This window comes from Microcystis sp. MC19 (assembly GCF_003019735.1).
In the GTDB taxonomy this organism is placed as follows: domain Bacteria; phylum Cyanobacteriota; class Cyanobacteriia; order Cyanobacteriales; family Microcystaceae; genus Microcystis.
The window spans coordinates 2856879-2880107 of sequence record NZ_CP020664.1; the positions used below are offsets into that span (position 1 = coordinate 2856879).

At 42.5% G+C, this 23229-nt stretch carries 26 protein-coding genes and 2 pseudogenes; 11 read left to right on the forward strand and 17 right to left on the reverse strand.

Features of this window, described 5'->3' with window-relative positions; translation table 11 throughout:
* Positions 1 to 117 precede the first annotated feature (117 nt).
* Together B5D77_RS14480 and alaS are read left to right on the forward strand one after the other, a co-directional pair.
* Positions 118 to 918 (forward strand): flagellar assembly protein H, encoded by an 801-nt coding sequence (locus tag B5D77_RS14480; RefSeq protein ID WP_254052966.1) that lies wholly within the window; start codon positions 118 to 120, stop codon positions 916 to 918.
* Positions 919 to 989: 71 nt separating this feature from the next.
* Positions 990 to 3614 (forward strand): alanine--tRNA ligase, encoded by a 2625-nt coding sequence (gene alaS, locus B5D77_RS14485; protein ID WP_106909088.1) that lies wholly within the window; start codon positions 990 to 992, stop codon positions 3612 to 3614.
* A gap of 134 nt (positions 3615 to 3748) precedes the next feature.
* On the opposite strand, the gene B5D77_RS14490 is transcribed toward alaS, so the two are convergent.
* The 3 genes and pseudogenes from B5D77_RS14490 to B5D77_RS14495 form a co-directional block, all read right to left on the reverse strand.
* A complete protein-coding gene (locus B5D77_RS14490; RefSeq protein ID WP_232306231.1) occupies positions 3749 to 3946 on the reverse strand; it encodes a BrnA antitoxin family protein in 198 nt (65 codons plus the stop codon).
* Positions 3898 to 4093, reverse strand: a pseudogene (locus B5D77_RS28120) (hypothetical protein). Before B5D77_RS28120 ends, B5D77_RS14490 begins: the two are co-directional and overlap by 49 nt.
* 46 nt (positions 4094 to 4139) lie before the next feature.
* Positions 4140 to 4403: pseudogene (locus tag B5D77_RS14495) on the reverse strand (BrnT family toxin); the annotation flags it as partial.
* 120 nt (positions 4404 to 4523) lie between these two features.
* On the opposite strand from B5D77_RS14495, the gene B5D77_RS14500 reads away from it, so the two are divergent.
* From B5D77_RS14500 to B5D77_RS14510, 3 genes are all read left to right on the forward strand, one after another.
* Complete coding sequence (locus tag B5D77_RS14500) at positions 4524 to 4748, forward strand: hypothetical protein (RefSeq protein ID WP_008205812.1); 225 nt, start codon at positions 4524 to 4526, stop codon at positions 4746 to 4748.
* Complete coding sequence (locus B5D77_RS14505; protein ID WP_008205811.1) at positions 4745 to 5140, forward strand: type II toxin-antitoxin system VapC family toxin; 396 nt, start codon at positions 4745 to 4747, stop codon at positions 5138 to 5140. The genes B5D77_RS14500 and B5D77_RS14505 overlap by 4 nt, the downstream gene beginning before the upstream one ends.
* Positions 5141 to 5249: 109 nt before the next feature.
* Positions 5250 to 5492 carry a hypothetical protein gene (locus tag B5D77_RS14510; RefSeq protein ID WP_008205809.1) on the forward strand — a complete coding sequence of 81 codons (243 nt, stop codon included), beginning with the start codon at positions 5250 to 5252 and terminating at the stop codon, positions 5490 to 5492.
* Between the two features lie 38 nt (positions 5493 to 5530).
* Here B5D77_RS14510 and B5D77_RS14515 read toward each other — a convergent pair whose 3' ends face one another.
* The 4 genes from B5D77_RS14515 to dnaB all read right to left on the reverse strand — a co-directional run bounded on the left by B5D77_RS14515 (position 5531) and on the right by dnaB (position 11773).
* Complete coding sequence (locus tag B5D77_RS14515; RefSeq protein ID WP_106909089.1) at positions 5531 to 6535, reverse strand: RNA-guided endonuclease TnpB family protein; 1005 nt, start codon at positions 6533 to 6535, stop codon at positions 5531 to 5533.
* Between the two features lie 169 nt (positions 6536 to 6704).
* A complete protein-coding gene (locus tag B5D77_RS14520) occupies positions 6705 to 8021 on the reverse strand; it encodes a family 10 glycosylhydrolase (RefSeq protein WP_106909090.1) in 1317 nt (438 codons plus the stop codon).
* Positions 8022 to 8436: 415 nt separating this feature from the next.
* A complete protein-coding gene (locus B5D77_RS14525; RefSeq protein ID WP_106909091.1) occupies positions 8437 to 10014 on the reverse strand; it encodes a glycosyltransferase family 39 protein in 1578 nt (525 codons plus the stop codon).
* 1 nt (position 10015) lies between these two features.
* Positions 10016 to 11773, reverse strand: a complete 1758-nt coding sequence (gene dnaB, locus B5D77_RS14530; protein ID WP_106909092.1) for a replicative DNA helicase — start codon at positions 11771 to 11773, stop codon at positions 10016 to 10018.
* Between the two features lie 244 nt (positions 11774 to 12017).
* Here dnaB and cobM point away from each other — a divergent pair, with 244 nt between their 5' ends.
* Positions 12018 to 12806, forward strand: coding sequence for a precorrin-4 C(11)-methyltransferase (cobM, locus tag B5D77_RS14535; protein ID WP_106909093.1), 789 nt, complete (start codon positions 12018 to 12020; stop codon positions 12804 to 12806).
* A 365-nt stretch (positions 12807 to 13171) separates the two neighbouring features.
* Here cobM and B5D77_RS14540 read toward each other — a convergent pair whose 3' ends face one another.
* From B5D77_RS14540 to B5D77_RS14570, 8 genes are all read right to left on the reverse strand, one after another.
* Entirely contained in the window at positions 13172 to 13639 is a 468-nt protein-coding gene (locus B5D77_RS14540) for a TspO/MBR family protein (protein ID WP_002799098.1), read from the reverse strand.
* Positions 13640 to 13648: 9 nt separating this feature from the next.
* Entirely contained in the window at positions 13649 to 13990 is a 342-nt protein-coding gene (locus tag B5D77_RS14545) for a translation initiation factor (RefSeq protein WP_002740237.1), read from the reverse strand.
* A gap of 406 nt (positions 13991 to 14396) precedes the next feature.
* Entirely contained in the window at positions 14397 to 15929 is a 1533-nt protein-coding gene (locus tag B5D77_RS14550; protein WP_106909094.1) for a cryptochrome/photolyase family protein, read from the reverse strand.
* Between the two features lie 2 nt (positions 15930 to 15931).
* On the reverse strand, positions 15932 to 16090 hold the full coding sequence (locus B5D77_RS26265) for a hypothetical protein (RefSeq protein ID WP_008206835.1): 159 nt from the start codon (positions 16088 to 16090) through the stop codon (positions 15932 to 15934).
* 131 nt (positions 16091 to 16221) lie between these two features.
* Positions 16222 to 17355, reverse strand: a complete 1134-nt coding sequence (locus tag B5D77_RS14555; protein WP_106909095.1) for a HetZ-related protein 2 — start codon at positions 17353 to 17355, stop codon at positions 16222 to 16224.
* Positions 17356 to 17620: 265 nt separating this feature from the next.
* A complete protein-coding gene (locus B5D77_RS14560) occupies positions 17621 to 17842 on the reverse strand; it encodes a hypothetical protein (RefSeq protein WP_106909096.1) in 222 nt (73 codons plus the stop codon).
* A gap of 313 nt (positions 17843 to 18155) precedes the next feature.
* On the reverse strand, positions 18156 to 19265 hold the full coding sequence (locus B5D77_RS14565) for an iron-containing alcohol dehydrogenase family protein (protein ID WP_106909097.1): 1110 nt from the start codon (positions 19263 to 19265) through the stop codon (positions 18156 to 18158).
* Between the two features lie 19 nt (positions 19266 to 19284).
* Entirely contained in the window at positions 19285 to 19842 is a 558-nt protein-coding gene (locus B5D77_RS14570) for a Ycf51 family protein (RefSeq protein WP_106909098.1), read from the reverse strand.
* Between B5D77_RS14570 and B5D77_RS14575 the strand changes: the two genes are divergently transcribed.
* From B5D77_RS14575 to queC, 5 genes are all read left to right on the forward strand, one after another.
* Positions 19819 to 20436 carry a 7-carboxy-7-deazaguanine synthase QueE gene (locus tag B5D77_RS14575; protein ID WP_106909099.1) on the forward strand — a complete coding sequence of 206 codons (618 nt, stop codon included), beginning with the start codon at positions 19819 to 19821 and terminating at the stop codon, positions 20434 to 20436. The genes B5D77_RS14570 and B5D77_RS14575 overlap by 24 nt on opposite strands.
* 27 nt (positions 20437 to 20463) lie before the next feature.
* Positions 20464 to 20649 carry a hypothetical protein gene (locus B5D77_RS28125; protein WP_371515168.1) on the forward strand — a complete coding sequence of 62 codons (186 nt, stop codon included), beginning with the start codon at positions 20464 to 20466 and terminating at the stop codon, positions 20647 to 20649.
* A 115-nt stretch (positions 20650 to 20764) separates the two neighbouring features.
* Entirely contained in the window at positions 20765 to 21082 is a 318-nt protein-coding gene (locus tag B5D77_RS14580; RefSeq protein ID WP_002736011.1) for a hypothetical protein, read from the forward strand.
* Positions 21079 to 21441 (forward strand): hypothetical protein, encoded by a 363-nt coding sequence (locus tag B5D77_RS14585; protein WP_002781773.1) that lies wholly within the window; start codon positions 21079 to 21081, stop codon positions 21439 to 21441. Before B5D77_RS14580 ends, B5D77_RS14585 begins: the two co-directional genes overlap by 4 nt.
* Complete coding sequence (gene queC, locus B5D77_RS14590) at positions 21441 to 22139, forward strand: 7-cyano-7-deazaguanine synthase QueC (RefSeq protein WP_106909100.1); 699 nt, start codon at positions 21441 to 21443, stop codon at positions 22137 to 22139. The genes B5D77_RS14585 and queC overlap by 1 nt, the downstream gene beginning before the upstream one ends.
* A 17-nt stretch (positions 22140 to 22156) precedes the next feature.
* Here the strand turns inward: queC and B5D77_RS14595 are convergent, their stop codons facing one another.
* Together B5D77_RS14595 and B5D77_RS14605 are read right to left on the reverse strand one after the other, a co-directional pair.
* Positions 22157 to 22729, reverse strand: coding sequence for a manganese efflux pump MntP family protein (locus tag B5D77_RS14595; protein ID WP_045359923.1), 573 nt, complete (start codon positions 22727 to 22729; stop codon positions 22157 to 22159).
* 275 nt (positions 22730 to 23004) lie between these two features.
* On the reverse strand, positions 23005 to 23196 hold the full coding sequence (locus B5D77_RS14605; RefSeq protein WP_039900637.1) for a hypothetical protein: 192 nt from the start codon (positions 23194 to 23196) through the stop codon (positions 23005 to 23007).
* Positions 23197 to 23229 lie beyond the last annotated feature (33 nt).

Below are 23229 nucleotides of genomic sequence, written 5' to 3' on the forward strand. Positions count from 1 at the left end.
AATTTGCCAAAAATTACCTTGAACAATTAAGTACCTAAGCAAAATTAATTACACATATCTAACCACCTCTTGCCTCCTGCCTTTTGCCTTTTGCCTATCTTCACTAGGAAATTAATTTTGCACGACTACTTACTTTCTCCCCTGGGAATCGTCGAAATCAGCAAAGAAGTCAGCGACGAAACTCGACAGATAGATTTATTTTTTTCCCCCAATCCCGAACCCAACCCCAATTATCTGGGATTATTAGGCAGAATTGTCCTTAATACTGTCCTGATTGAACCCTATCGCAATCCTCCCAACCGGAGCGAGATTCGTAATTGTTTAGCAAAACTTTTGGCGATTTTGGCCGAACTGCAAAGACAAGCTAAACGGGAAAATCAGAGTTACAATGAAGACAATGCTCCTCGTTTGTGGATTTTATCCCCTGCCGCTAGTCTGACTCTGTTAGAGAGTATTGGGGCAAAAATAGACCCAGATTGGCCAGAAGGAGTGTATTTTCTTCCCGCGCTTTATCGCACGGCAATTATCGCTATTAATCAATTGCCTGTGACTGCTGAGACTCTCTGGTTAAGATTATTAGGACGGGGAAAAACGCAAAACCAAGCGGTGCGAGAATTGTTAGAATTACCTCAAGGTAATGCTTTCCGGGAAAATGTGCTGGAATTATTGATTAGTTGGCGGGTTAGTATGGAAATAAATAACATCCTAGAAACTGACGATAGAGAGGTGTTTATGACCTTATCTCAAACCTATCAGGAATGGAAGGAAGCAACTAAACAGGAGGGACGACAGGAAGGACGACAGGAAGGAAAACTGGAATCTATTCCCCGTTTGCTGGTTTTGGGTTTAAGTGTGGAACAAGTCGCTCAAGCTTTGGATTTAGACTTAGAACAGGTCCGACAAGCGGCACGAGAGTAAAGGTGGAGAGTTAAAACGCAAAAATGCCACAATGGATAAAATAGGCATTTTCTGACTAACTGACATCTTCTATGAGCAACCACCTAAGCGGAAGCGAGATTCGCCAGCGATTTTTAGACTTTTTTGCGGCCAGAAACCATAAAATTCTCCCTAGTGCCTCTCTAGTACCAGAAGACCCCACCGTTTTGCTGACTATTGCGGGAATGCTCCCTTTTAAGCCGATTTTCTTGGGACAAAAGACCCCAGAATTTCCCCGAGCTACCACTTCCCAAAAATGTATTCGCACCAACGATATCGAAAATGTCGGCCGGACTGCTAGACACCATACTTTTTTTGAGATGTTGGGCAATTTTAGCTTTGGTGATTATTTTAAAGAACAAGCGATCGCCTGGGCCTGGGAATTGTCCACAGAAGTTTTTAACCTTCCCCCCGAAAGATTAGTCGTTAGTGTCTTTAGAGAGGATGAGGAAGCTTTCGCTATCTGGCGCGATAAAATCGGTATTCCTGCCCATCGTATCCAAAAAATGGGCGAAGCGGATAACTTTTGGGTATCGGGTCCCACGGGTCCCTGTGGTCCCTGTTCGGAAATTTACTACGATTTTCACCCGGAATTAGGGGATAAAACCATCGATTTAGAGGATGATAGCCGTTTTATCGAGTTTTATAACCTCGTCTTCATGCAGTATAACCGCGACGCGGACGGCAATCTAACACCCCTAGCGAATAAAAATATCGATACGGGGATGGGTTTGGAACGGATGGCGCAAATCCTGCAAAAAGTCGCCAATAACTACGAAACTGACCTAATTTTCCCGATTGTCGCCGAAGCAGCCCGGTTAGCAGCCATAGACTACCAGAAAGCGGACGAAAAAACGAAAGTTTCCCTAAAAGTCATCGGCGATCATGTGCGTTCAGTAGTACACATGGTGGCGGATGGTATCTCAGCATCGAATACTGACAGAGGTTACGTCTTGCGTCGTCTGATTCGTAGAGTAGTACGGCACGGGCGTTTAATCGGTATTGAAGGTCAATTTATCACCAAAGTGGCGGAAGTGGCGATCGCTCTTTCCGAGTCCGTCTATGGCAATGTTCGGGAACGAGAAACGGTGATCAAGGCAGAATTAGAGCGAGAGGAAGCGAGATTTTTAGAAACCCTAGAAAGAGGCGAGAAACTGCTCGAATCGATTCTAGAAAAAGAAAAAAGCCAGATTTCGGGAGTCGATGCCTTTACCCTTTATGATACCTATGGCTTCCCCCTCGAACTCACTCAAGAAATCGCCGAGGAGCAGGGTTTAAGCGTCGATACGGCGGGTTTCGAGCAGGAAATGAAAAAACAGCAGCAAAGATCAAAAGCCGCCCACGAAACCATAGATTTGACGGTACAGGGCAGTTTAGATAAGCTGGCAGAACATATTCACCCGACGGAATTTCTCGGTTATACGGATTTGCAAGCAACCGCAACAGTAACGGCGGTTTTAGTCGCTGGTAAAACGGTGGAATCGGCCGCAGCAGGCACTGAGGTGCAGGTAGTTCTGGATCAAACGCCTTTTTATGCTGAATCGGGTGGACAAATCGGTGATAAGGGTTATTTAACCGGCGATAATCTGCTTATCCGCGTTGAGGATGTGCAGAAAGAATCGGGGATTTTTATCCATTTTGGTCGGATTGAGCGGGGAATTGTCACCACCGGCGATACAATTAATGCTCAGATCGATCGCTCCTGTCGTCGTCGCGCCCAAGCTAATCATACCGCGACCCATCTGCTACAATCGGCCCTGAAAAAGCTTGTCGATGCCGGGATTTCCCAAGCGGGTTCCCTCGTCAGTTTTGAGCGCCTCCGTTTTGATTTTAACTGTCCTCGTCCCCTGACTAGCTCTGAATTGCAACAGGTGGAAGAACAGATTAACACTTGGATTGCCGAAGCGCATGACACCGAGATAGCGGTGATGGGATTGGAAGAAGCGAAGCAGAAGGGAGCTATTGCCATGTTTGGCGAGAAATACGGCTCAGAAGTGCGAGTTATTGATATTCCTAGCGTTTCTATGGAATTATGCGGGGGAACTCACGTTAAAAATACCGCCGAGATCGGTTTATTTAAAATCATCTCCGAGACGGGAATCGCCGCAGGAATTCGACGCATCGAAGCGGTGGCCGGCCCCGCCGTGTTAGCATACCTGAATGAACGGGATCAGGTGGTGCGGGATCTGTGCGATCGCTTTAAGGTCAAACCTCTGGAAATTCCCGATCGCATTACAGCCCTACAATCGGAGTTAAAAGGCACACAAAAGCAGTTAGAAGCGGTTAAACAGGAGTTGGCACTAAATAAATCGGATGCTTTGCTATCTCAAGCTGAATCTATCGGCGAATTTAAGCTATTAGTCGCTTCTTTGGGCGATATTGATGCTAATGATTTGATGGCCGCAGCCGAAAGACTACAGCAAAAATTAGGGGAAGGGGCGGTAATTTTGGCCTCGACTCCCGCAGCTGATAAAGTGAGTTTAGTGGCCGCTTTTAGTCCCCGGGTGATTAAAGATAAGGGTTTACAAGCGGGTAAATTTATCGGTGCGATCGCTAAAATCTGCGCCGGTGGTGGTGGTGGTCGTCCCAATTTAGCTCAAGCTGGGGGACGGGATGCTAGTAAGTTAAGCGAAGCTTTAGCTAAGGCCAAAAGTCAGTTAACTAGCAGTTTACAATAGTTTTAAGGGTGGGCATTTTGTCCACCTTTAAAAAATTAGTTATCCTCTCGGTGTGATTGGTAAAAATAATATGGAACTACTGATCAAGAATTTGGGATCAATTAGAAATAATAATCAAACTATAGATTTAATGGTTATTGGTGCGCTTCCATATAGGCTCGAAGCAACTGATTGATCTGTGTTTGATAGCCTTTTCCCTGAGATTTAAACCACTCGAATACATCATTATCAATGGAGAGAGTAACTTCAGCTTTGGCCTTGGTTACGGGGACACTTCGCAGCACTACGGATTTAGCAAACATTTCAGGTGTAATTTCTGGACAGTCTGACAAATCAATATCTTCGTCGCTCGGCTCTCCCAGCTTTGGTGGGTAAAATGTATTCTAAGATACATTTCTCAAGAGCGAGGGGGTGGAACGAACCACAAAGACACAAAGGACACAAAGATCGATCGATCCTATGTCAATTAAACTTATCACACAGAACCTAGAAGAGCCGTCGCTCATTGCGTCTAATCGTTGCCAATCAGTTTGAGAGTTGCTTAAAGTAGGTTCGTTGTTCATATTTCGTTGCCTTTCTTGCAGAAATAATACGAGTGTAATCCTCACGTTCAGTATGGACAACGGCAATAATTCGCCCTTTTAGTAAACCCAATGTAACAAAACGCTGCTCTCCATAATCGAGACGATCATCTTCAACCGTTAAAAGGTCCCCATCGAAAACGGCGGGAACATCGGCTAAATCTATACCGTGTTTAAGAAGATTAGTAAGTCGTTTTGCTTCATCCCATCAGTATTCCATAACTGAACGACTGTTACAACTTTCAATTAAATAGTCATTATCAACACATTTAGACTCTCATTGTCATATTATAGACTTAGTTAAGAGAATTATTAGAGAACCTTAACCATGCTCAAACATTATGACGTGACCATCCAAGGTGATCGCATCCAATGGCTAGGGGAAAAGCCCAAAGCACAGAATATTCGCGCCATCATTATCATTGAAGAAGAACCATCTCTCTCGACCCAAGTAAAACGCACGACCCCTGCTCATTTAATCGGTAAAGGCAAAACCTTAGGGGATATTGTCAGTCCTATCGTGGAACAAGAAGATTGGGAATGTCTAAAATGATCATCCTTGATACCCATATTTGGTTTTGGTATATCAATGAAAACTTTGAGCAATTTCCCCTAGAATGGAAAGCCCAGATTCAACAAGCCGATAGCGTAGGAGTATCCCCCATTTCTTGTTATGAAATGGCTTTGGCCCATCAAAAAGGTCGTTTAGCACTGGATATTCCCATCCAACAATGGCTTCTCGATGCCCTAACCCCTTCAGGCATTGAATTATTACCTTTAACTCCAGAAATTACCCTAAAAGCGGTTAATCTCTCTCCCGTTCACAAAGATCCCTTTGACCGCATCATTATTGGTACGGCTTTGGAATATAAGGCAAAACTCGCCAGTATTGATAGCTTATTTCCCAAATATCCCGAACTCAAAGATTACCTGATGTCAGCTTAGAAGCCCACTCTCCGAACCCTAAATTTTTACGTCATACCCAAGGACAAAAGAGCGGCGATCGCACGATAAATCTCTATAATCTGGAATATCCCCCCATTCCAAACCACCCATGACAGCCAAAGAACAACTCCTGCAGGAAATTGAGAAAAGCTCCGAGCCTCTCCTACAAGAAGTTCTCGACTTCCTCCTATCGGCACGCTCAGAAAAATATCCTGAAACTCGTAAACCCATCTGGCAAATCGCTCAGGAAATTATGGCTGATGTTCCGCCAGAAATTATCGCTCAACTCCCCACTGACGGAGCCGAACAACACGATTATTATCTTGACAGGACACCAAAATGCGAAGATTGACATCCTCGCCGCCGTAAACGGACGGTGATTCCCAAACCTCACGATTTAGGTTTCTGCTTCTTTCCCGAAGGATTTTTCGCACCTGCCTTAACAGATTTACTCTGTCTATCTATTTCGATGTAATTTCTGCCGTACCAACGGCATTTATAGGCTAATTGTCGGGTGATTTCTCCCCAACTAACGTCAGATATTGCCTGAGATAATTTCGGGTTTTTGACCATATTCTTGACGGCTAAATTCTCAACCACAATCGTTTGGTTTTCACGAACTAATTGAGTGGTTAGCTTGTGTAAATGGTCTTTTCTACTATCGGTGATTTGAGCGTGAATTCTGGCTACTTTGATTCTCGCTTTTTCTCGATTCTTTGAGCCTTTCTGTTTTCTAGAAAGGCTTTTTTGTGCCTTTCGCAGTCTCCGATAATGTTTCTTAAAATGCTTGGGATTAGATACTTTATCGCCGTCGCTGGTAATCACGAGGCTACTAATTCCTAAGTCAATTCCAATGGCTTTATCTGTTACTGGTAAAGGCTTAATTGTTGGGTCATCAAATCTAATTGAGATATGCCAACGTCCAGAAGGGTGTAATCTGACTGTTACTGTGCTTGGTTCACAGCTTTCTGGGATTTGTCTTGACCATCGAATAGGTAAAGGTTCTGTGCATTTAGCTAAATAGATTTGTTTGTCTTTGAACTTAAAAGCAGATTTGGTAAATTCGGCACTTCCCCCCTGATGTTTTTTCTTAAAGTTGGGATACTTAGTACAACCAGCAAAGAAATTAGTGAAAGCTGTTTGTAAATGTCTTAACCCTTGTTGTAAAGGAACACAGCTTACTTCATTGAGAAAGTTTAATTCTTCTTGCTTTTTCCAATCAGTCAACATTGAAGAAGTTTCAGTATATCCTACTCTTTCTTGTCTTTCGTACCATGCTTGTGTTCTGAGATGGAGTGCCTTATTGTAAACCAATCTTACACAGCCCAAAGTGCGCCGCAATAGCGACTCTTGTTCGGGTGTTGGGTAAAATCGGTAAGAATAGGCTTTTTCCATACCTCACATTTTAGCATATATTTTGTAAACGATGCTCATATTTGACAGTAAAGCCGCCGTAAAACGGCAGGGTTTCAGACCCAAATTTTTCAATGAAAATAATTTTGTAACCGTTCAGGGGGGGGGTTCAAGCGACCAGTGGCATTGACTCTGTGGGCAAAAATTGCTATTAACTACCCGGAGGGGGAATTACAGGAATTTCGATCCCGTCCGGCGCTAAGGGGGGAGGTGTGGGGGTTAGTTCTGGCTGGTAAATAGGTTCAGGCGTACTAACTAAGGGAATATTTTCCAGCACGGGAAGACGGGGAGTGATGGGTTGGGAAAACAGCGCTTGAATTGCCGCTTTTCTGGTTTCTGGAGATTCCAAAGCTTGCTGCCAGAGACTTTCATAAAAGAAGAAAATCACCCCTAAACCCCGTTGACGAGCAGCCAATACCTTTTCTTCAATAAAGGGTAACGCGATCGGTCGATTGCGTAAACCGGTTAAAACCCCCACACCAGTGGGTATCGTTTGCTGGGTTTCCTGAATTTCGGGACGCTCTAATTGTTTGAGAAAACTGGGCAGATCGGGACGATAAACCTGTACAATTAACTCATCGACTAATCCTTGCCGCACCCAACCGAGCCAATCCTGTAGATGACCATTATAGGCGAATTCGTAGGGATTAGGGGCGATCGAAAGCAGTATATTCGGTTTAATTGCCTCAATTGATTCTTTGAGATTAGCCAGAAAAGCGGTGATTTTATCGGCCCGCCATTTTGTCCATTCGGGATCCCGGGGGTTAGCTGGAGGCGTTTTTTCCGTTTCCTGTTGATAAAGGGCGATAGTATAGGGATCATAGCCGAATTCGTTGGGTAAACTCAGATGATCGTCGAATTGGATGCCGTTAATATCGTATTGTCCCACCACTTCCAAGACTAACTCCCGCAGAAAATTCTGCACCTCGGGACGGAAAGGATTCAACCACACCACCTCACCGGCTGCCCCCACCCAAGTGGTCCCCCCGTCGCGTTTTTGGGTTAACCAGTCCTGATGTTTTAACGCTAATTCTGAGGTAGGAGGGGCCATAAATCCGAATTCAAACCAAGGAATGACCAATAATCCCCTGCCACGGGTTTGTTCCACCAATTCTGCCAAGATATCTTGTCCCTGCGCTCCCGTAGGCACAAAAGGCTGTATTCCTTCCCGTTGGGCGATCGCACTGGGATAGAGAGCATAACCGGAATTCCAGACCACGGGATAGATAGCATTAAAATTAAGATTAACTAATTGCTCGATCGCCTGTTGTCGTTTATCCCTGTCCATCAGCATCGCAGTATCGTTGGTGGTAATCCAAACACCGCGAATATCAGGATCTCGACTTTGAGACAAAGCAGCGGAAAAATAGCCTAATAGTAGGACTATGAGAAAAGATGCTAAGAATAGTAGTATGGGGAGCTTTTTAAGAATTTGCCGCCAAATGCTGGTCGGAATTAGAAAAGTCATTTCTTTAAGGTGAAGATTAACGCTTTTAACTGGTTATGATAACAGCTTTGCTCAACTCTTTCAGGCTAGATCGACCAAAAATATATAGCTAGGGTTTGCCGAAAAAGTTTTTCGTGGGGACAGGGTGTGGGGTGTGGGGTGTGGGGTGTAGGTTTTTACCCATTTTCATCTGGTAAATTACCTAATTTTCAGGGAAAAAGTCCCAGAATTTTCCCCCCGATCCCTCCCAGATATGGTACTTTTTGATTGACAAAAAGTCTAAAAGTCTTACCCAACAAGGTTTTTAGATTTATTCGGCAAACCCTAGCTAGACACAATTAATTAGACATATCTAACCATCTTTTGCCTCTTGCCTCTTGCATGAGCGCCTATCCTAACCAAGAAGTTAATTTTGTCCTACTACTTATATATTTACCTATTTCTTCACTTGCGACAATTGACCTTGAGGATAGAAATCATCACGACGAACATCCAATTGATCTAGGGCCAGTAATAACCGATTGGAAGGACGAAAAAGAAATAAGTTGGCCTGGGGAATTTCTAGAACTTCTTTTAACTTATCGGTATCGGGGTTAGTGGTAGTCAGGAAGTATTGTACATCAGCATTAAGACGATAATTAAGGGAAAGCAAATCACCTAAGTTAGTCCAGTCATTACCTTCGTCGCTGATAATAATGGCATTGGGTACAGCATTAATTTTTCTGGCAACTTCGCCATTCCAATAACTAGGAACTTTTGCCCAACTGGTTTCGGAAAGAGCATTATTAAAGTTAGATATTATACTAGCAGTTAACAAAAAAGTCAAGATAATTTTACCTGAAAATTTACCTTGATTAAGCAATTGTGACAAGAAAAAAGCCACAGTTATATAGATAGTGGGAAAGGTCGCAATTAGATAACGGGTGACAGTTGATCTAGTGGTGGTCAAAATTAGATCGGGAATGACTAAAGCTAGGAAAGGTACTAGGGTTGAGGTAATCAGAAAAGTAAAAACTATCGGGTTATTGTAGCGATAAACTCGCTCAAAAGCATAGATAGTTAAGATTAAAAAAATTAGTCTATATATATAGGTGAAGATGTTATTAAAACCAAAATCGCTATCGCTAAATGGACAAGTAAAAGTTAAGAGCCATAATTTACCGAACAATACCCAATCGAGATAGTTAACGGCAGCCCAACTGGTGGAGTTAAAGGCCCTTTGAGAGTTAGTTAAAAAAACCTGTAACCAGGGTATATATAAAATTATCATTGTTAACCCAGATAACAGGAAAAATATCAAGTTATTTTTTCGCTCTGGTTTCATAACAAGATACCAAAGTATAAAGACTGCTTGAGCAAATAAGTTAAGAATAAAAAAGAGATGGGTGTAGAGTCCGAGAGTATTAGATAAGGTATATAAAGACCAATTAACAAGAGTTCTTTTTTTGAGGCATTTTAACAGCATTAATTGACTGATTATCGTTAACAGAACCAAAAGACTATACTGACGAGACATTTGAGAAAATATTATATCAACTGGAGAGAGTGCCAATAAAATTACTGCTAAAACTGCCGTTAACTTTGATGTAAATAGTTCTAGGGATAGATAGTAAATAAATGGCAGAGATATAAGACTAAAAACAATCGCTAAACTGCGGGAAGAAGCGGGAGAAAAACCGAATATTTTTTCCCAGTAGCGAGAGATAATAAAGTATAAAGGTGGGTGTTGAGGGTCTTCTTGAGCGAGAGATTGTATTGTATCAAAAATATTACTTTCGGGTTTAAGTTGTTGAAATTTTTCTAATTCTGTGGTAGATAAAAGACGATTTTGAAAGATAGTATCAGCGATTTCCTTTGCTTGATAACCAGTGGTTCTAATCGTGGTGTAGGATTCATCATGCCAATAGACTTTTTTATCGATATTTGCCCAACGAAAAACCACACCAAGAGTTAGGATAATTGCCAAAAGTATTAAGAGCCAATTGGTTTTTATATAATTAATATTTGCTTGCATTTTAATAATTAGAGCGACTTTGTTTAAGATTGAGAAACTTGGTAAATTCTGGTTGAAAAAGTAGCTTAATTGTGCCAGTGGGACCATTACGATGCTTAGTAATAATTACTTCAGCCACACCTCGATCGGGACTATCGGGGTTATAATATTCATCTCGGTATAACATCATAATTAAATCCGCATCCTGTTCGATACTATTATGAACGATGATATTATTGGCAATAAAGTTATGCAGTTTATCTACTGTTAAATCATACACTTCTGTCTCTCCATCCGCTTGAATTGCCATAACTTCATCCCAATTAAAAGTTAGGTCTGAATTACTAAGAGAGCGAGGTAAAGCGATATAATTACCAATATTTAATTCATCTAATCTTTGCCAACCGTGGACAGTCAAAAATTGATGATTGGCTGTAGCTCTAATCGTGCGACCTAAACGAGTTGTTAATCGAAAAACTGGCTTAAATCCTGTGGAAAAGACCTTAGTTACCAGTGCTTTTTCTAATTTCATTGTTTCCTCATTAAGAGCAAAAACCGTAAAATTAGAGCAATTCACTAACTGACGAATTGGCACTTTAGCACGAGGATCAGCTAACTCAACTAAACTATCACCCGCTAAACATCCCGACTCGCGTAAATCGGACATCATCGGTCTTTTATTATTGCGAGATTCCACGGCGCGACTTAACTGAGAAAGAGCAATTACTGGAGCATGAATTTCTCTCGCTAAACCCTTAAGACTGCGGGTAATTTTAGAAATTTCCTGAACGCGATTATCACCTCCCCCTTCCATTAATTGCAGATAATCGATTAAAACTAAGCCTATTTGTCCCTTTTTTTCTGCCTGTAAACGACGCACTTGGGAACGCATTTGAATTACACTTAAATTGGCACTATCATCGATATATATGGGCAACTTTGATAACTTATCTAGTCCCTCAAGAACCTTCTCTAAATCATTTTGTCCCAAACGGCCAGAGCGAATCCGATTACTTTCGATTTTAGCCTCATTCGATAACAAACGTTGGGCTAATTGTTCCTTAGACATCTCCAAACTAAAGACCGCCACAGGTAAATTCTGTTGAGCGATATTATAGGCAATATTAAGAGCAAAAGAAGTTTTTCCCATGGAAGGCCTCCCCGCGATAATAACTAAATCCGAGGGTTGTAAACCACTGGTCATCGCATCGAGATCATAAAATTGAGTTTCGATACCAGGTAGAGTGGTGGTCTCCTGCATCTTCTCAATTTCGTTAAAAGTTTCGATTAAAGTATCCCCCAGAAAAATTAAACCCTCCTGGGGTCGTTTTTGGGTGAGACGAAAAATCTTTTGTTCCGATTCATCGAAAACATTTTCTAATTCTAGCGTCGTATCCCTAGCTAACTCGATAATTTCTCCCCCGGTGGAAATTAACTGACGACGCATATATTTATCCATCACTAATTCAGCATAGCGATCGATGTTAGCAGCCGAGACAGTGCGCTCAATTAATTGTAACAATCGCGGCATTCCCCCGATTTCTTCCAGCAGATGATTATCCTGTAACCAACTGCTAACCGTCATTAAATCCGTCGGTTTTCCCTTCCCTTGTAAAGCAAGTGCCGCACGATAAATATCTTGATGGGTTTTCACATAGAAAGCTTCTGGAATTAAAAAATCACTGATTCTACCTAACGCTTTTGGATCTAGTAAAATACCACCTAAGATAGATTCTTCCGCTTCAATATTTTGGGGGGGGAGGGATTGATCGCTAATCATTGTCAATGCTGACTGTGCTTTATCATTAATTATAGTCATTCACCCTAATTAAATACAAATGTTCAGGTTAATGATCGGGGTTGGGTTTTGGGGTTGGGTTTTGGGGTTTTAGTTGAAATTTCCCCACTTCCCCACTTCCCCACTTCCCCACTTCCCCCCGCAACGCGCACGAAGTGGTCTCCCCACTTCATAATTCATAATTCATAATTCATAATTCCCACTTCCCCTTTAAACAGGATTTAGTATGACTTTAATTGACTCCTCGGCGCTCTCCCCGGCCGTCTATTTTATTGGTGCGGGCCCCGGAGATCCGGAATTATTGACGGTAAAAGCCTATAAAATTCTCCAAAAAGCCGATGTTATCCTCTTTGCTGATTCCCTCGTCCCCAAACAGATTCTTGAGGATACTCGTCAAGATGCCGAGTTAATTCCCACCAGTAGCATCACCCTAGAGGAAATTATCCCTTTAATGATCGATCGCGTGCGTCGGGGTTTAGCGGTGGTGCGACTGCAATCGGGGGATTTAAGTCTCTATAGTGCCATCCAAGAACAAATTGAGCTTTTGACAGCAGCAGATATCCCCTTTCAGCTAATCCCCGGAATTAGTGCCTTTCAAGGATTAGCGGCCAAATTGGCCCTAGAATTAACGATTCCGGAATTAGTCCAGACAATTATTCTAACCCGGGTGGAAGGAAAAGCATCTCCCATGCCAGAAAGTGAAGAATTAGCCGCTTTAGCCGCCCATAAAGCCAGTTTATGCCTATATTTAGCCGCCCGTCATGTTGACAAAGCCCAGGAAAAACTCCTACAATACTACGGGCCAGAGCAACAGGTGGCCGTTTGTTTCCGTCTCGGTTGGCCCGACGAAAAAATCTGGATTGTCCCCCTGTCAGAGATGGCCCAATTAACCCATCGGGAAAATTTAACTAGAACTACCCTTTATCTAATTAGTCCCGCTTTAAACCAGATTACAGGAACTCGATCGCAACTTTATCACCCGCAACATTCCCATCTTTTCCGTCCTCATCCTTAGGTATTTTCTGGGAAGTCTATCGAAAGAAACACTAGGTTTCTACCTAAAGTTAGAGTTAAAGAGCGGCGATTTTGTTTAAAATCGCAGTAGGAGGTAAGACAATTTTAAAAGCTTTTAAAATTAGTCTAACAATCCATGCACAACTGCCCTATATGTTCGGGAATTACCCTTCGTCACCTTGTGGCTAGTCGTGCCTACTGGTATTGTCCTCACTGTCGTCAGGAGGTTCCTAACTTCCTTGATTGCTCCATTCCTCGCAGGGTAGAGCGAGTTAGAGCGGAAAAAACAGTCTAGATTTTCAAGTTGGTAGATGGCAATAAGATCTGTGGGATGGGTTAAAAATTAACCCATCCCACTTTACCTATCTATACATCCCGAGGATTGAGATGGCTCATTTCCCAAGTCACATAGGTACCGATCGGACTCCAAATCAGGTAGGGTAAGAGTAGGATGCCCGCCCAAGAAGAAACAGGGAAAACCAATAGCGCCAGAAGACAACCCAAGAAAAAACCCGTACCTCCGATAATCGTTCCCGCTTTGAGACTGCGTAGTTTACAGGTGACGGGAGTATAGGCAGTAATAGTCAATTCCACCAACAGATAAAAAGCCATCAAAAACCAGCGATTAGCCGGTTGAGCTTCCCAGACTAAATAAGCAGAAATTGCCCCACAAATATAGATAATTGTCCAGATAAGCGGGATTAATCTTTCAAAGGTTAACCAATCGGGACGACGCAATCGCGCAAACCAACGTACATCGCGAGAATTGAGTAATCCCCCAGCTAACGCTACCAAAAACCCCACGACACCGATAAGCAACCAAGAGGGAATCATGATTTTTAGCTATCCTCCGCTAATTTTGGCTTTGTAACCCGATTCAATGAGAATTTGTAGAATTTTTTGGCGATGATCTCCTTGGATCTCAATGGCATTTTCTTTCACTGTACCACCCGTTCCGCAAGCAGTTTTTAACTGTTTTAATAATTTCGTCAGAGTTTCGGTTTGGCATTGAAAACCTGTAACCATGGTAACGGTTTTTCCCGCACGACCAGAGCGGGAGGTTTGAACTCGCAAATTCTGCTGATTTGGGGGTAATTCAGGAATGGAACGCTCAAAAGCTTGAGAATTACTTTGATCTCCAAATTCCTGATAGGCAATCCGGTTTTTTTCTTTTGATTTACTCATATAGCAATTATCATAGTGGGTTTGGGGGTTGGGGAAGTGGGGAGATGGGAATTATGAATTATGAATTATGAATTATGAAGGGGAGCATCCCACTTTTGCAATAAGAAATTGTACTTAGATGCGAAATGCTTAGATGGCAAGCCTTTTCGGGAGTTCATAGATTTTTAACGGTTCTCTAAATTGTGTGATTCAAACCAGAATCGTTACTACAAAAGCCTTCTCCCCCTTCCGAGCATTTATACTCATTACATAATTGGGATGCTCCCATTATGAAGTGGGGAGAAGGGAGAATAAATAAAGATATAGCGTTTCCTGTTTGCAAGAGGTACATTATCGATGTTGAAAAGCTTAATCAGCAAAAGTTTAAATGTACCACACAGGTGTGACAAACGCTATAATCTCCCGACTATTGACTACTGACTCCTGACTCCTGACTACTGATAGCTCTTAATTGGTTGGACTGGCAGCGCATTTGATTAAGTTCAGCTGCCGACATTCGATCGAGATGACCTAAAATCATATTAACTCGACCTTGGGATTTTAATTTTTCTCGATGTCGTGCCAAAAAATCCCAGTAAAGAAAGTTAAAAGGACAGGCTAAATCCCCGACTCGTTCATTTTTTTTATACAGACAACCCCGACAATAATCACTCATTTTATCAATATAGTTGGCCGAGGCGGCGTAGGGTTTGGAGGCGAGAATTCCCCCATCGGCAAATTGTCCCATTCCCAACACATTAGTCTGCATTACCCAATCGTAGGCATCGATAAAAACACTATGAAACCAGTTTTCAATCTCTTGGGGAGAGCAACCAAAAATTAAGGCAAAATTGCTCAAAATCATTAATCTTTGAATATGATGGGCATAACCGGTATTTTCCACCTGTGATAATACTTGTTTGAGGCAATTCATCTCGGTTTGTTTACTATCCCAAAAGAAAGCTGGTAAGGGTTGTTGATGCTCAAACCAATTACCATTAGCGTAATCTTCTCCCAAATAATGATAAATACCCTGCATATATTCCCGCCATCCTAACACCTGACGGATAAATCCTTCGATGCTATTTAGGGCTAAATTATCTTTTTTATAGGCAATTGCTGCCCCTTGAATCACTTCCATCGGCGTTAGTAATCCTAGATTCAGATAGGGAGATAATAGGGAATGCCAGAGGGTTTCTTCTCCCGTTACCATCGCATCTTGGTATGGTCCAAAGTTGGGCAGACAATTAGTAATAAAATGCTCCAAAACCTGTAAAGCTTGTCTGCGGGTTACTGCCCAGCGAAAAGGTTTGATTTTTCCATATTTAGGAATATCTAAAGCTTCCACATCAGCGATAACCTGAAGGGTAATTTCATCGGGTTCAAACCAAAGAGGATCAGTTGTTTTTAATCCATCCTTGGGCGGTTTGCGGTTTTGTTTATCAAAGTTCCATTGTCCTCCTATGGGTTGATTATTTTCCATTAAAATCTGCCATTTTTTGCGACTTTCTCGATAGAAATCCTCTAGTAATAGTCTTTTACGAGATTTAGCCCAATTATTAAAATCTGTCCTTGTCCAGAGAAAGTGATTATTATCAATTAGGGTTATAGCACAGTCTAAATTGAGATTTTTAATTAATCTAAGAAAGGGCAAATCATTAGGCATCATTATCTGTAATTCTTTAATGCCTAATCGTTTAATCCAAGCGGATAAAATCGGCTCAAAATCTTCAGTAACTTCGTAGGTTACAGACCATCCTAAAGTTTTTAATTCTTCGGCAAAATGACGCATCGCCGACCAGATTAAAACTAATTTTTGCTGATGATAGGGTCTTTGTCGAATATGATTGTGGGATTCAATTAAAATAACTGGTGTTTCCTGTGAATAGGCTTGACGATTAGCTAAGGCCGCTTGTCCTGTCCATAATTGATCCCCTAAAATCCAAATGCCAATGGTCATAATTATCTCATGGCCTCTACTATTCCCCCGTATTTTTTAGCCATAATATCCGCCATTTCCCGAGCAGAAAATTTACTGGCTTTGTCCATGCTAGGTGTAAATGTCCCCGTAGAGGTTAAATAATGGGTAAATACACCGACTTTTTTGCTAATAATCCACATATTTCTTGAAGTCAAAAATCAAAAAGGGGATGGGAAGTGGGGTGTGGGGTGTGGGGTGTGGGGTGTGGGGTGTGGGGTGTGGGGAGTTTTCTCAGTGAACTGATAACTGATAACTGATAACTGATAACTGATTAGGTTTTTGTCCTGAGACTTTGGGCGCTTAGATAAAGTTGCGTCCATTCTTTGACCACTTGCGTGCGTTTACAGTTTAATTCGCCAGCGATTTCCTCAAGGGTTTTACCCGCTTTTAAGCCCTCGATAACGCTTTTACCCGTGGGAGAAAGGCCAGCATAGTAACTTTGCCATTGACTGAGAGTTAAGCCAAAATTATGCTCTTTCGGGCTGATTTGTAACCATTCAGCGATTAATTCTCTCTCTTCCTTGAGGGCAAAAACCTTAATCGCATGATAGCCAACTTTTTCCCGGAGACGATAGATCTGTTGGATGGGAATATTCATCTCTTTGGCGATCGCATCTTGGCTTTCGCCCCCTAGATAGAGGTTAAACCAAGTCACCGCCTCCCGACTAACATTTTCCTCTAGATACCTAGCAAAACTCTCTTGAACTTTTGCTCGGAGAATTTGCGCTTCTTGACAAGTGCGTTGATCTTCGTAGGTGGCAATCGCATTTTGATCCAGTAAACTTAAGCTAGTTTCCCCCTCATCACCACTAATTTCATCGGAGAGAATCCGGATCATTTCTTGCTGCGGCACATTAGTGATACCGCTTCTCGATTGACGACGGAGATAATTAACAAAACGATAGGCTAACAGGGGTTGATTGCGGATCGGACGCAGAGCGTATTCCTCTAGGGTGGCTAACAGCAGCTGATCGCGAGTAGCTTGCTCGTTGGTACAACGAGCGATCCATGTTAACTGGGATTGCAGATAGCGATCGCTATTTAACATTTCTTGAATAATTTCTTGCAAGACATCGGCCACCGCTTGCCGACGATCGCGACTTAAGGAAACCCAAGTGCGAATTTTTTGCCGGAGAGTGACACAAGCGCCGAGACGATCGATCAGGTTACGATAGGCGCGGGTGGGACTAACCTTGAGATAGCGTTGCCGCAGAATTTGCCAAAGATAGACTAATCCCCGTTTAGCGATTTCTAGCTCTCTCTCATCTAAATTTTCCCAACGTTGGCTATCTTCACCGAGTAACCAATTGATAATGGTATCCCTTTGGCGATCGGTTAAGGAATCCTCTGTTTGAGAGAGGCGATCTTGCCATTGTTGCCTTAACTCGTCGATTATTGTCGTCATCGAAAAATTGAGTTCCAAACCCCGTCTTTTGAGGACGGCTTTAGTTTGAATATTAGCGCATTTACACGATATATGCTAGAACCTGAGCCATCGAGAAAGCCGATCGCACCGATTTTACCCCACACCCGACTAGAACGAACTAATCAATTAAGTCTTTTGCCAGATAAGGATTTGGGGCGCACGCATCGCTTCCTAGGGTGCGTTTCCCTGAAAACATGACAATTTCAAGGTTAACCAATATTTGGGAATGCACCACCCCTACCATTTATAATTCGGGAACATTTTCCTGTGCATAGTTTTCTGTTAATATTCCCAAAATTTCCATTAAAGAAGCAAGAGGATGATTTTCATTTTCTCCTATTTCATCTATCAAATTATCTAACATAATTACTAATTGTTCATATTCTGATTCGCTACGAGGAATAAAGAGTATTGGCTTTAAGTTTGTCCAGGCTTGCCGTGTTTTCTCTAGATCTATCGTCGGCATTTTTTTACTCCTTCCATTTATTTTTGTCCTATTCAGCATGAGCCTGTAGGGTGCGTTCCCTCAAACCATTGTGGCTTTAACATTAATTTGTATTTGGGAACGCACCACCCCCAACGTTTACTCCCTATTGGGTTTCACTATCATTCAACCCAACCCACAATTGAAGGGTGATTATTCTTTTAATTGTCAGCATCAGGATTTTCAGGCTTGGGGGACTTTCAGGATGGTTTAGTTGAGGGCTGTGATTGATTTGCTGCTCAAAACCTAGGGCTATAGGTGAGAATTTTATTAATCAGTCCCGAAAATATTCCCGTTAATTAGCTTTAACTTTCTGCCCGATCGTATCGGCAGTGGTAGTAGAAACCATGGCCGCCATAACTTGTTCGGGGGAAACCGTAAAAGGCAGACGATGAATGTCCGAATTAGGCTGACAGGCAATTGCGGCCGCGTGGCGCAACTGGGCAAGGGAAACATCTCTTAATCCTAAATCCTCTAGGGATTTCGGTAAACCAATTTGTTCATAAAACTGGATTAGTTGCCCCCGGGCCGATACTGCCAATTGATTACCCAAAACTATTTCCTCTAGACGCAATTGGGCGAGGATGCCGTAGGCGACTTTTTCCCCGTGGAGCGCGTGATGGCAAGCGGGAATATGGGTTAAACCATTATGAATTGCATGGGCGGCCACGGTACGACAATTAGCGCCCCCTAAACCACCAATTACTCCGGCTAATAAAACGGTGGCATCTACCACCTGTTTCCAGTCCTCCCCGCCGATATTTTCCAGGGCTGCCGGGGATTTTTGGAAAAGAATATCCCGCAAAACCCGGGCTTGTTGGACAGCGGCAATGATCAGGGTTTCTGTGGAATGACCGCTACTGACGGAAGCTTCGTACCATTTAGCGATCGCATCGCCAATACCGGCGATTAAGGTTCTTTTCGGGGCAGTTTGGATAATACCGTAATCGAGAATTAATAAATCTGGACAACGGGCTAGGGACAGATCGTAAAGAAACGCCCCCGCGTCAGAATAGATGTTAGATAGGGCTGTCCAAGCGGCACAGGTGGCCGCGGAGGTGGGAATCGTGGCGATCGGCAAATGGCACTGATGGGCGAGTAATTTGGCCGTATCGAGGGCCTTGCCGCCACCCACACCGATGATAAAATCTGCCTCATGACTCTTGACAGATGCCTTTAAATAGGCTAGGGAATTTTCCGAACAATCGGGGGCGTAACTGTGATAGCTAGGAGTGAGATTTTTCAGGGGAGATGACAAAAAAGCTAAATTGCGATCGCCGCCCACCACGAGGGGACGTTTACCCAAATCCGCTAATTTGCCGGTGGATTCTTCTAGGGCATTGTCACCCCGAATCACTTGTGCGGGGGCGATTAACAGGGGCAAAACAGCGACAGCATTGGACATTTTTTGACAACCTCAAGGATTATTGGCTAATTTTAGCGAAACTTTCGGGAAAAAGCTGTAGTTCGGGTGTATTATCCCCCGGGGCGGAGAAGGATTTTTTAATCTGTCCTAAGTACAAAGGAGCAGATAAACCGGGCTGAGGATGAACGAGAGTGCGAGCGCTAATGATAAATTGATTATTACCGCCAGCACCGGCGCGACCAGAGGAAAACAAGTCACTAGCGGCTTGTTTTAGGGTTGCTTCCACTTGCTCGGCAGTAACAGTATTGGGCAGGGAGATAACAGCTTGATTTGCTCCGTTATCATAGACAAGGGAGAATCTCACCGCTCCCGGAATTTCGGTACGGGTAAATAATCCTAACCCAAGACCGAAAATCCCCACCGTCAACACAGCCATAAAGCTAGTGATACCGACGAGACGAAAGCGGATTCCCCAACCGACGAGAAAAGCGATAATCGTAAGTACCAAAAAAACCAGCGTGGCAATGCCAGACCATTGGATGTATTTGGCAAAGTTCAGGGGAATGTCCATATTTTCTATAATACTGATTCTATGAAAACGGTTAGCATAAACCATTGTACCTATCCTGTGGTCGAAACTTTCCATTCTGTTCAGGGCGAAGGCTTTTGGACGGGAAGCAATGCTTTTTTCCTCCGTTTGGGAGGTTGCGATGTCTATTGTCCCTGGTGCGACCAAAAAGAGTCTTGGAATGCCCACCGTTATCCCCAAAAATCCCTGGGGGAATTGGTAGAGATGGCAAAAGGGGCTAACCCCGCTATGGTGGTGATTACTGGGGGTGAACCTTTGATGCACAATCTTGATCCTTTAACCAAGGAATTAAAAAATCAGGGTTTACGGGTACATTTAGAAACTTCTGGCGCTCATCCTTTTACTGGGGTTTTTGATTGGGTGACTTTTTCTCCTAAAACTTATAAAATGCCCGATCCTAGTATTTATACACGGGTGAATGAGTTAAAAATTGTCGTGGCTCATCCAGAGGATTTAGACTGGGCAGCTATGCAGGAAAGTAAGTTATCGGAAGGGGTGATCAAATATCTACAACCCGAATGGAATACGGTAGAAAGCAAAGAGTTAGTCTTTAATTATGTTCTCCAGCATCCCCAATGGCGTCTCAGTCTCCAAACCCATAAGTTTTTAGGAGTCCGCTAGTCAGTTATCAGTTATCAGTTATCAGTTATCAGGAGTCAGGAGTCAGTAGTCAGTAGTCAGTTATCAGGAGTCAGTCTCGATGAAAAAATTTTCACCCCCACAGATGAAAGAGGTTTCCTTCCCTACACCCCACACCCTACACCCTACACCCTCTTTCAAGTCAGGAGATTACTTTTTATTTATTCTCCCCACTCCCCAATTCATAATTCATAATTCATAATTCATAATTCATAATTCATAATTCATAATTCATAATTCATAATTCATAATTCATAATTCATAATTCATAATTCCCAACCCCTAATTTACTAACAAGAGGTCAAATACTATGTCTAACAACAATTCTGAACGAGTAGTGCGTCGTGGTCGAGTTTTTCCGGAGATTCAATCTACAGAGGAAGAAAAGGCCAAACATCGCGCCCGACAATTAGAATTTTATCATCGTTGTTGGCCGATTTTTCAGAGTTTACAGCCCCGGTTAATGAAACATTATTATGGTTGGTACATTGCGATCGAACCCGATAGCGGCGATTATTTTATCGATCCCGATCAAGAAGTGGCCAGTAAAAAAGCAAGGGCAAAATATCCCGACAAAATCCATCATATCTTTGGCATTAATGAAACTGGAGTTAGTGGCAGAATATGATTGAAGGGAGATTTGGAACCAAAGGACAAATTTATTTTGATATCGATTTAGTTGGCGATGATGGATTGATTCTACCCGCAGAAGTTATGCTGGATACGGGTTTTACCGAGTTTTTAGCCATAAATAGTCAAGATGCTGACAGTCTTGATTGGCGTTTTTTGCGACAAAATAAATTGATAACCGCTCAAGGAGAAGCATTTTTTGATATATATTTAGGCAGAGTAAGAATTGATGGTCAGGAATACGAAATTCCCGTCTTTGCAGGGGAGGCAATTAAGGAGATTTTGTTAGGTTCGCGGTGGCTCAAACAATTTATCTTAGTAGCTAATTATCAACAAACACAGGTGACATTAGGATAATGACAAAAAAGGCGATTATTTTACTTTCTGGGGGATTAGATTCAGCGACAACAGCAGCGATCGCTCTAGCGGCTGGTTATCAATTAATTGCCCTTTCCTTTCGTTATGGACAAAGACACGAGCGTGAATTAGCGGCGGCGAAAAAAATTGCTAATTTTCTCGATATTAAAGAACATCATCTGATCGAAGTCAATCTATCTTTGTGGGGAGGTTCCGCTTTAACGGATCAATCTATAGCTATTCCCCAAGAGGGAATTAACCCGAATATTATCCCGATTACCTATGTGCCGGGGAGAAATACAGTTTTTATTTCGATCGCTCTTTCTTTAGCGGAAGCAAGGGAAGCGGAGGCGATATATTTAGGAATTAATGCGGTGGATTATTCTGGTTATCCCGATTGTCGTCCCCAGTATTTAGAGGCCTTTCAAACTTTAGCGAATTTATCATCGAAAGCGGGTTTAGAAGGGAAAGCACCCCAATTAATTGCTCCTTTGGTGATGGATAGTAAGGTAGATATCGTCCGTCGTGCTGTTAGTTTAGGTGTTCCCATTGCTGATACTTGGTCTTGTTATCAAGGAGAAGTTGAACCCTGCGGTTTATGTGATTCCTGTCGCATCAGAGATCAGGCTTTAATTGAGGCCGGTTATCCCGAATTAGCTACTTCCTTCTTGAAACAGTCAGGAAAAGGGGGAGCATAGTGAAAAATGGAGATAATCTAGGCGATTAAATGTTCAATGAGGATTTTACCGCCGATTAATATTAAAACTAAACCGCCGAGAATTTCCACCTTTTGACTAAATAAATTACCGAATTTATGCCCGATAAAAACAGCTATAAAACATAAAGCAAAGGTAATAAAACCAATGACAGTGCAAGCTAAAAGTAAGGGAGTTTTAATCATCGATAAACCCAAACCAACTACTAAAGCATCAATGCTAGTAGCGATCGCTAATCCGATTAAAGTATAGCAATCTAGAGGATTAAATTTTTTTTCTTCGTCGTCATTTTGAACAGCTTCGTAGATCATTTTACTGCCGATCGCCCCTAAAATAATAAAAGCGATCCAATGGTCAAAAGAGGCGAGGAAATCGCGACAGGTTAGGCCGATCCCCCAACCAATCATCGGCATAATTGCTTGAAATCCCCCAAAAAACAAAGCAATTTTCAGAGCCTTATTAACATGAATATGACGAATCATCAGGCCACTGGTCAGAGAAACGGCCACGGCATCGGCGGCTAATCCCACGGCAACAAAGGAAGTGGTTAAAAGTTCGAGTGAAGTAAACATCTATAGTTGTTTATCCTTTAATTTCCCCTTATCTTAACTAATTTTTCCCCAAAAAACTTTCATATTTCTCTCATGATCCTCTCATTTATCTATCATTTCTCTAACCTAATTAGGTAGGCGTTAAAAGTTGTCAGATACCCCCCTTATCAAGGGGGGATTAAGGGGGGATCGGCACCCCCCTTATCAAGGGGGGCAGGGGGGATCGAACCTAAAATCCATTTTTAATTTAATTATAACCAGCTACCTAATTAGTGAGAGGATCGAATTGAAAACGTTTAAAACCACATTACCGGTTCCTGACCGATTGCCTCGACCTGATGGATTGCTTCTGGGGTAAAACTGATAATATCCTCAGCTTCTAGGACTTTTTCGCTCGCTACTGCCATTTTATCGGGAAATTCAGCCGTAGGAGTCCGAGTAACCAATGCTGCTGTTTCATAAATTCCCCTGAATTTTTTCCCAGACAAAGTTAAGAAAGATACTTTTTCCCATCATCGATC

Bases quoted from the DNA above. Each gene is read 5' to 3' on its own strand.
- B5D77_RS14525 (WP_106909091.1), bottom strand. From the start codon at position 10,014: ATGCAAGCAAATATTAATTATATAAAAACCAATTGGCTCTTAATACTT.
- B5D77_RS14500 (WP_008205812.1), top strand. From the start codon at position 4,524: ATGCTCAAACATTATGACGTGACCATCCAAGGTGATCGCATCCAATGG.
- B5D77_RS14550 (WP_106909094.1), bottom strand. From the start codon at position 15,929: ATGACCATTGGCATTTGGATTTTAGGGGATCAATTATGGACAGGACAA.
- B5D77_RS14545 (WP_002740237.1), bottom strand. From the start codon at position 13,990: ATGAGTAAATCAAAAGAAAAAAACCGGATTGCCTATCAGGAATTTGGA.
- B5D77_RS14540 (WP_002799098.1), bottom strand. From the start codon at position 13,639: ATGATTCCCTCTTGGTTGCTTATCGGTGTCGTGGGGTTTTTGGTAGCG.
- B5D77_RS14505 (WP_008205811.1), top strand. From the start codon at position 4,745: ATGATCATCCTTGATACCCATATTTGGTTTTGGTATATCAATGAAAAC.
- B5D77_RS14555 (WP_106909095.1), bottom strand. From the start codon at position 17,355: ATGACGACAATAATCGACGAGTTAAGGCAACAATGGCAAGATCGCCTC.
- dnaB (WP_106909092.1), bottom strand. From the start codon at position 11,773: ATGATTAGCGATCAATCCCTCCCCCCCCAAAATATTGAAGCGGAAGAA.
- B5D77_RS14565 (WP_106909097.1), bottom strand. From the start codon at position 19,265: ATGTCCAATGCTGTCGCTGTTTTGCCCCTGTTAATCGCCCCCGCACAA.
- B5D77_RS14570 (WP_106909098.1), bottom strand. From the start codon at position 19,842: ATGGTTTATGCTAACCGTTTTCATAGAATCAGTATTATAGAAAATATG.
- B5D77_RS14595 (WP_045359923.1), bottom strand. From the start codon at position 22,729: ATGTTTACTTCACTCGAACTTTTAACCACTTCCTTTGTTGCCGTGGGA.
- cobM (WP_106909093.1), top strand. From the start codon at position 12,018: ATGACTTTAATTGACTCCTCGGCGCTCTCCCCGGCCGTCTATTTTATT.
- queC (WP_106909100.1), top strand. From the start codon at position 21,441: ATGACAAAAAAGGCGATTATTTTACTTTCTGGGGGATTAGATTCAGCG.
- B5D77_RS14510 (WP_008205809.1), top strand. From the start codon at position 5,250: ATGACAGCCAAAGAACAACTCCTGCAGGAAATTGAGAAAAGCTCCGAG.
- B5D77_RS14560 (WP_106909096.1), bottom strand. From the start codon at position 17,842: ATGCCGACGATAGATCTAGAGAAAACACGGCAAGCCTGGACAAACTTA.
- B5D77_RS14585 (WP_002781773.1), top strand. From the start codon at position 21,079: ATGATTGAAGGGAGATTTGGAACCAAAGGACAAATTTATTTTGATATC.
- B5D77_RS14580 (WP_002736011.1), top strand. From the start codon at position 20,765: ATGTCTAACAACAATTCTGAACGAGTAGTGCGTCGTGGTCGAGTTTTT.
- alaS (WP_106909088.1), top strand. From the start codon at position 990: ATGAGCAACCACCTAAGCGGAAGCGAGATTCGCCAGCGATTTTTAGAC.
- B5D77_RS14575 (WP_106909099.1), top strand. From the start codon at position 19,819: ATGAAAACGGTTAGCATAAACCATTGTACCTATCCTGTGGTCGAAACT.
- B5D77_RS14515 (WP_106909089.1), bottom strand. From the start codon at position 6,535: ATGGAAAAAGCCTATTCTTACCGATTTTACCCAACACCCGAACAAGAG.
- B5D77_RS26265 (WP_008206835.1), bottom strand. From the start codon at position 16,090: ATGTGGATTATTAGCAAAAAAGTCGGTGTATTTACCCATTATTTAACC.
- B5D77_RS14520 (WP_106909090.1), bottom strand. From the start codon at position 8,021: ATGACTTTTCTAATTCCGACCAGCATTTGGCGGCAAATTCTTAAAAAG.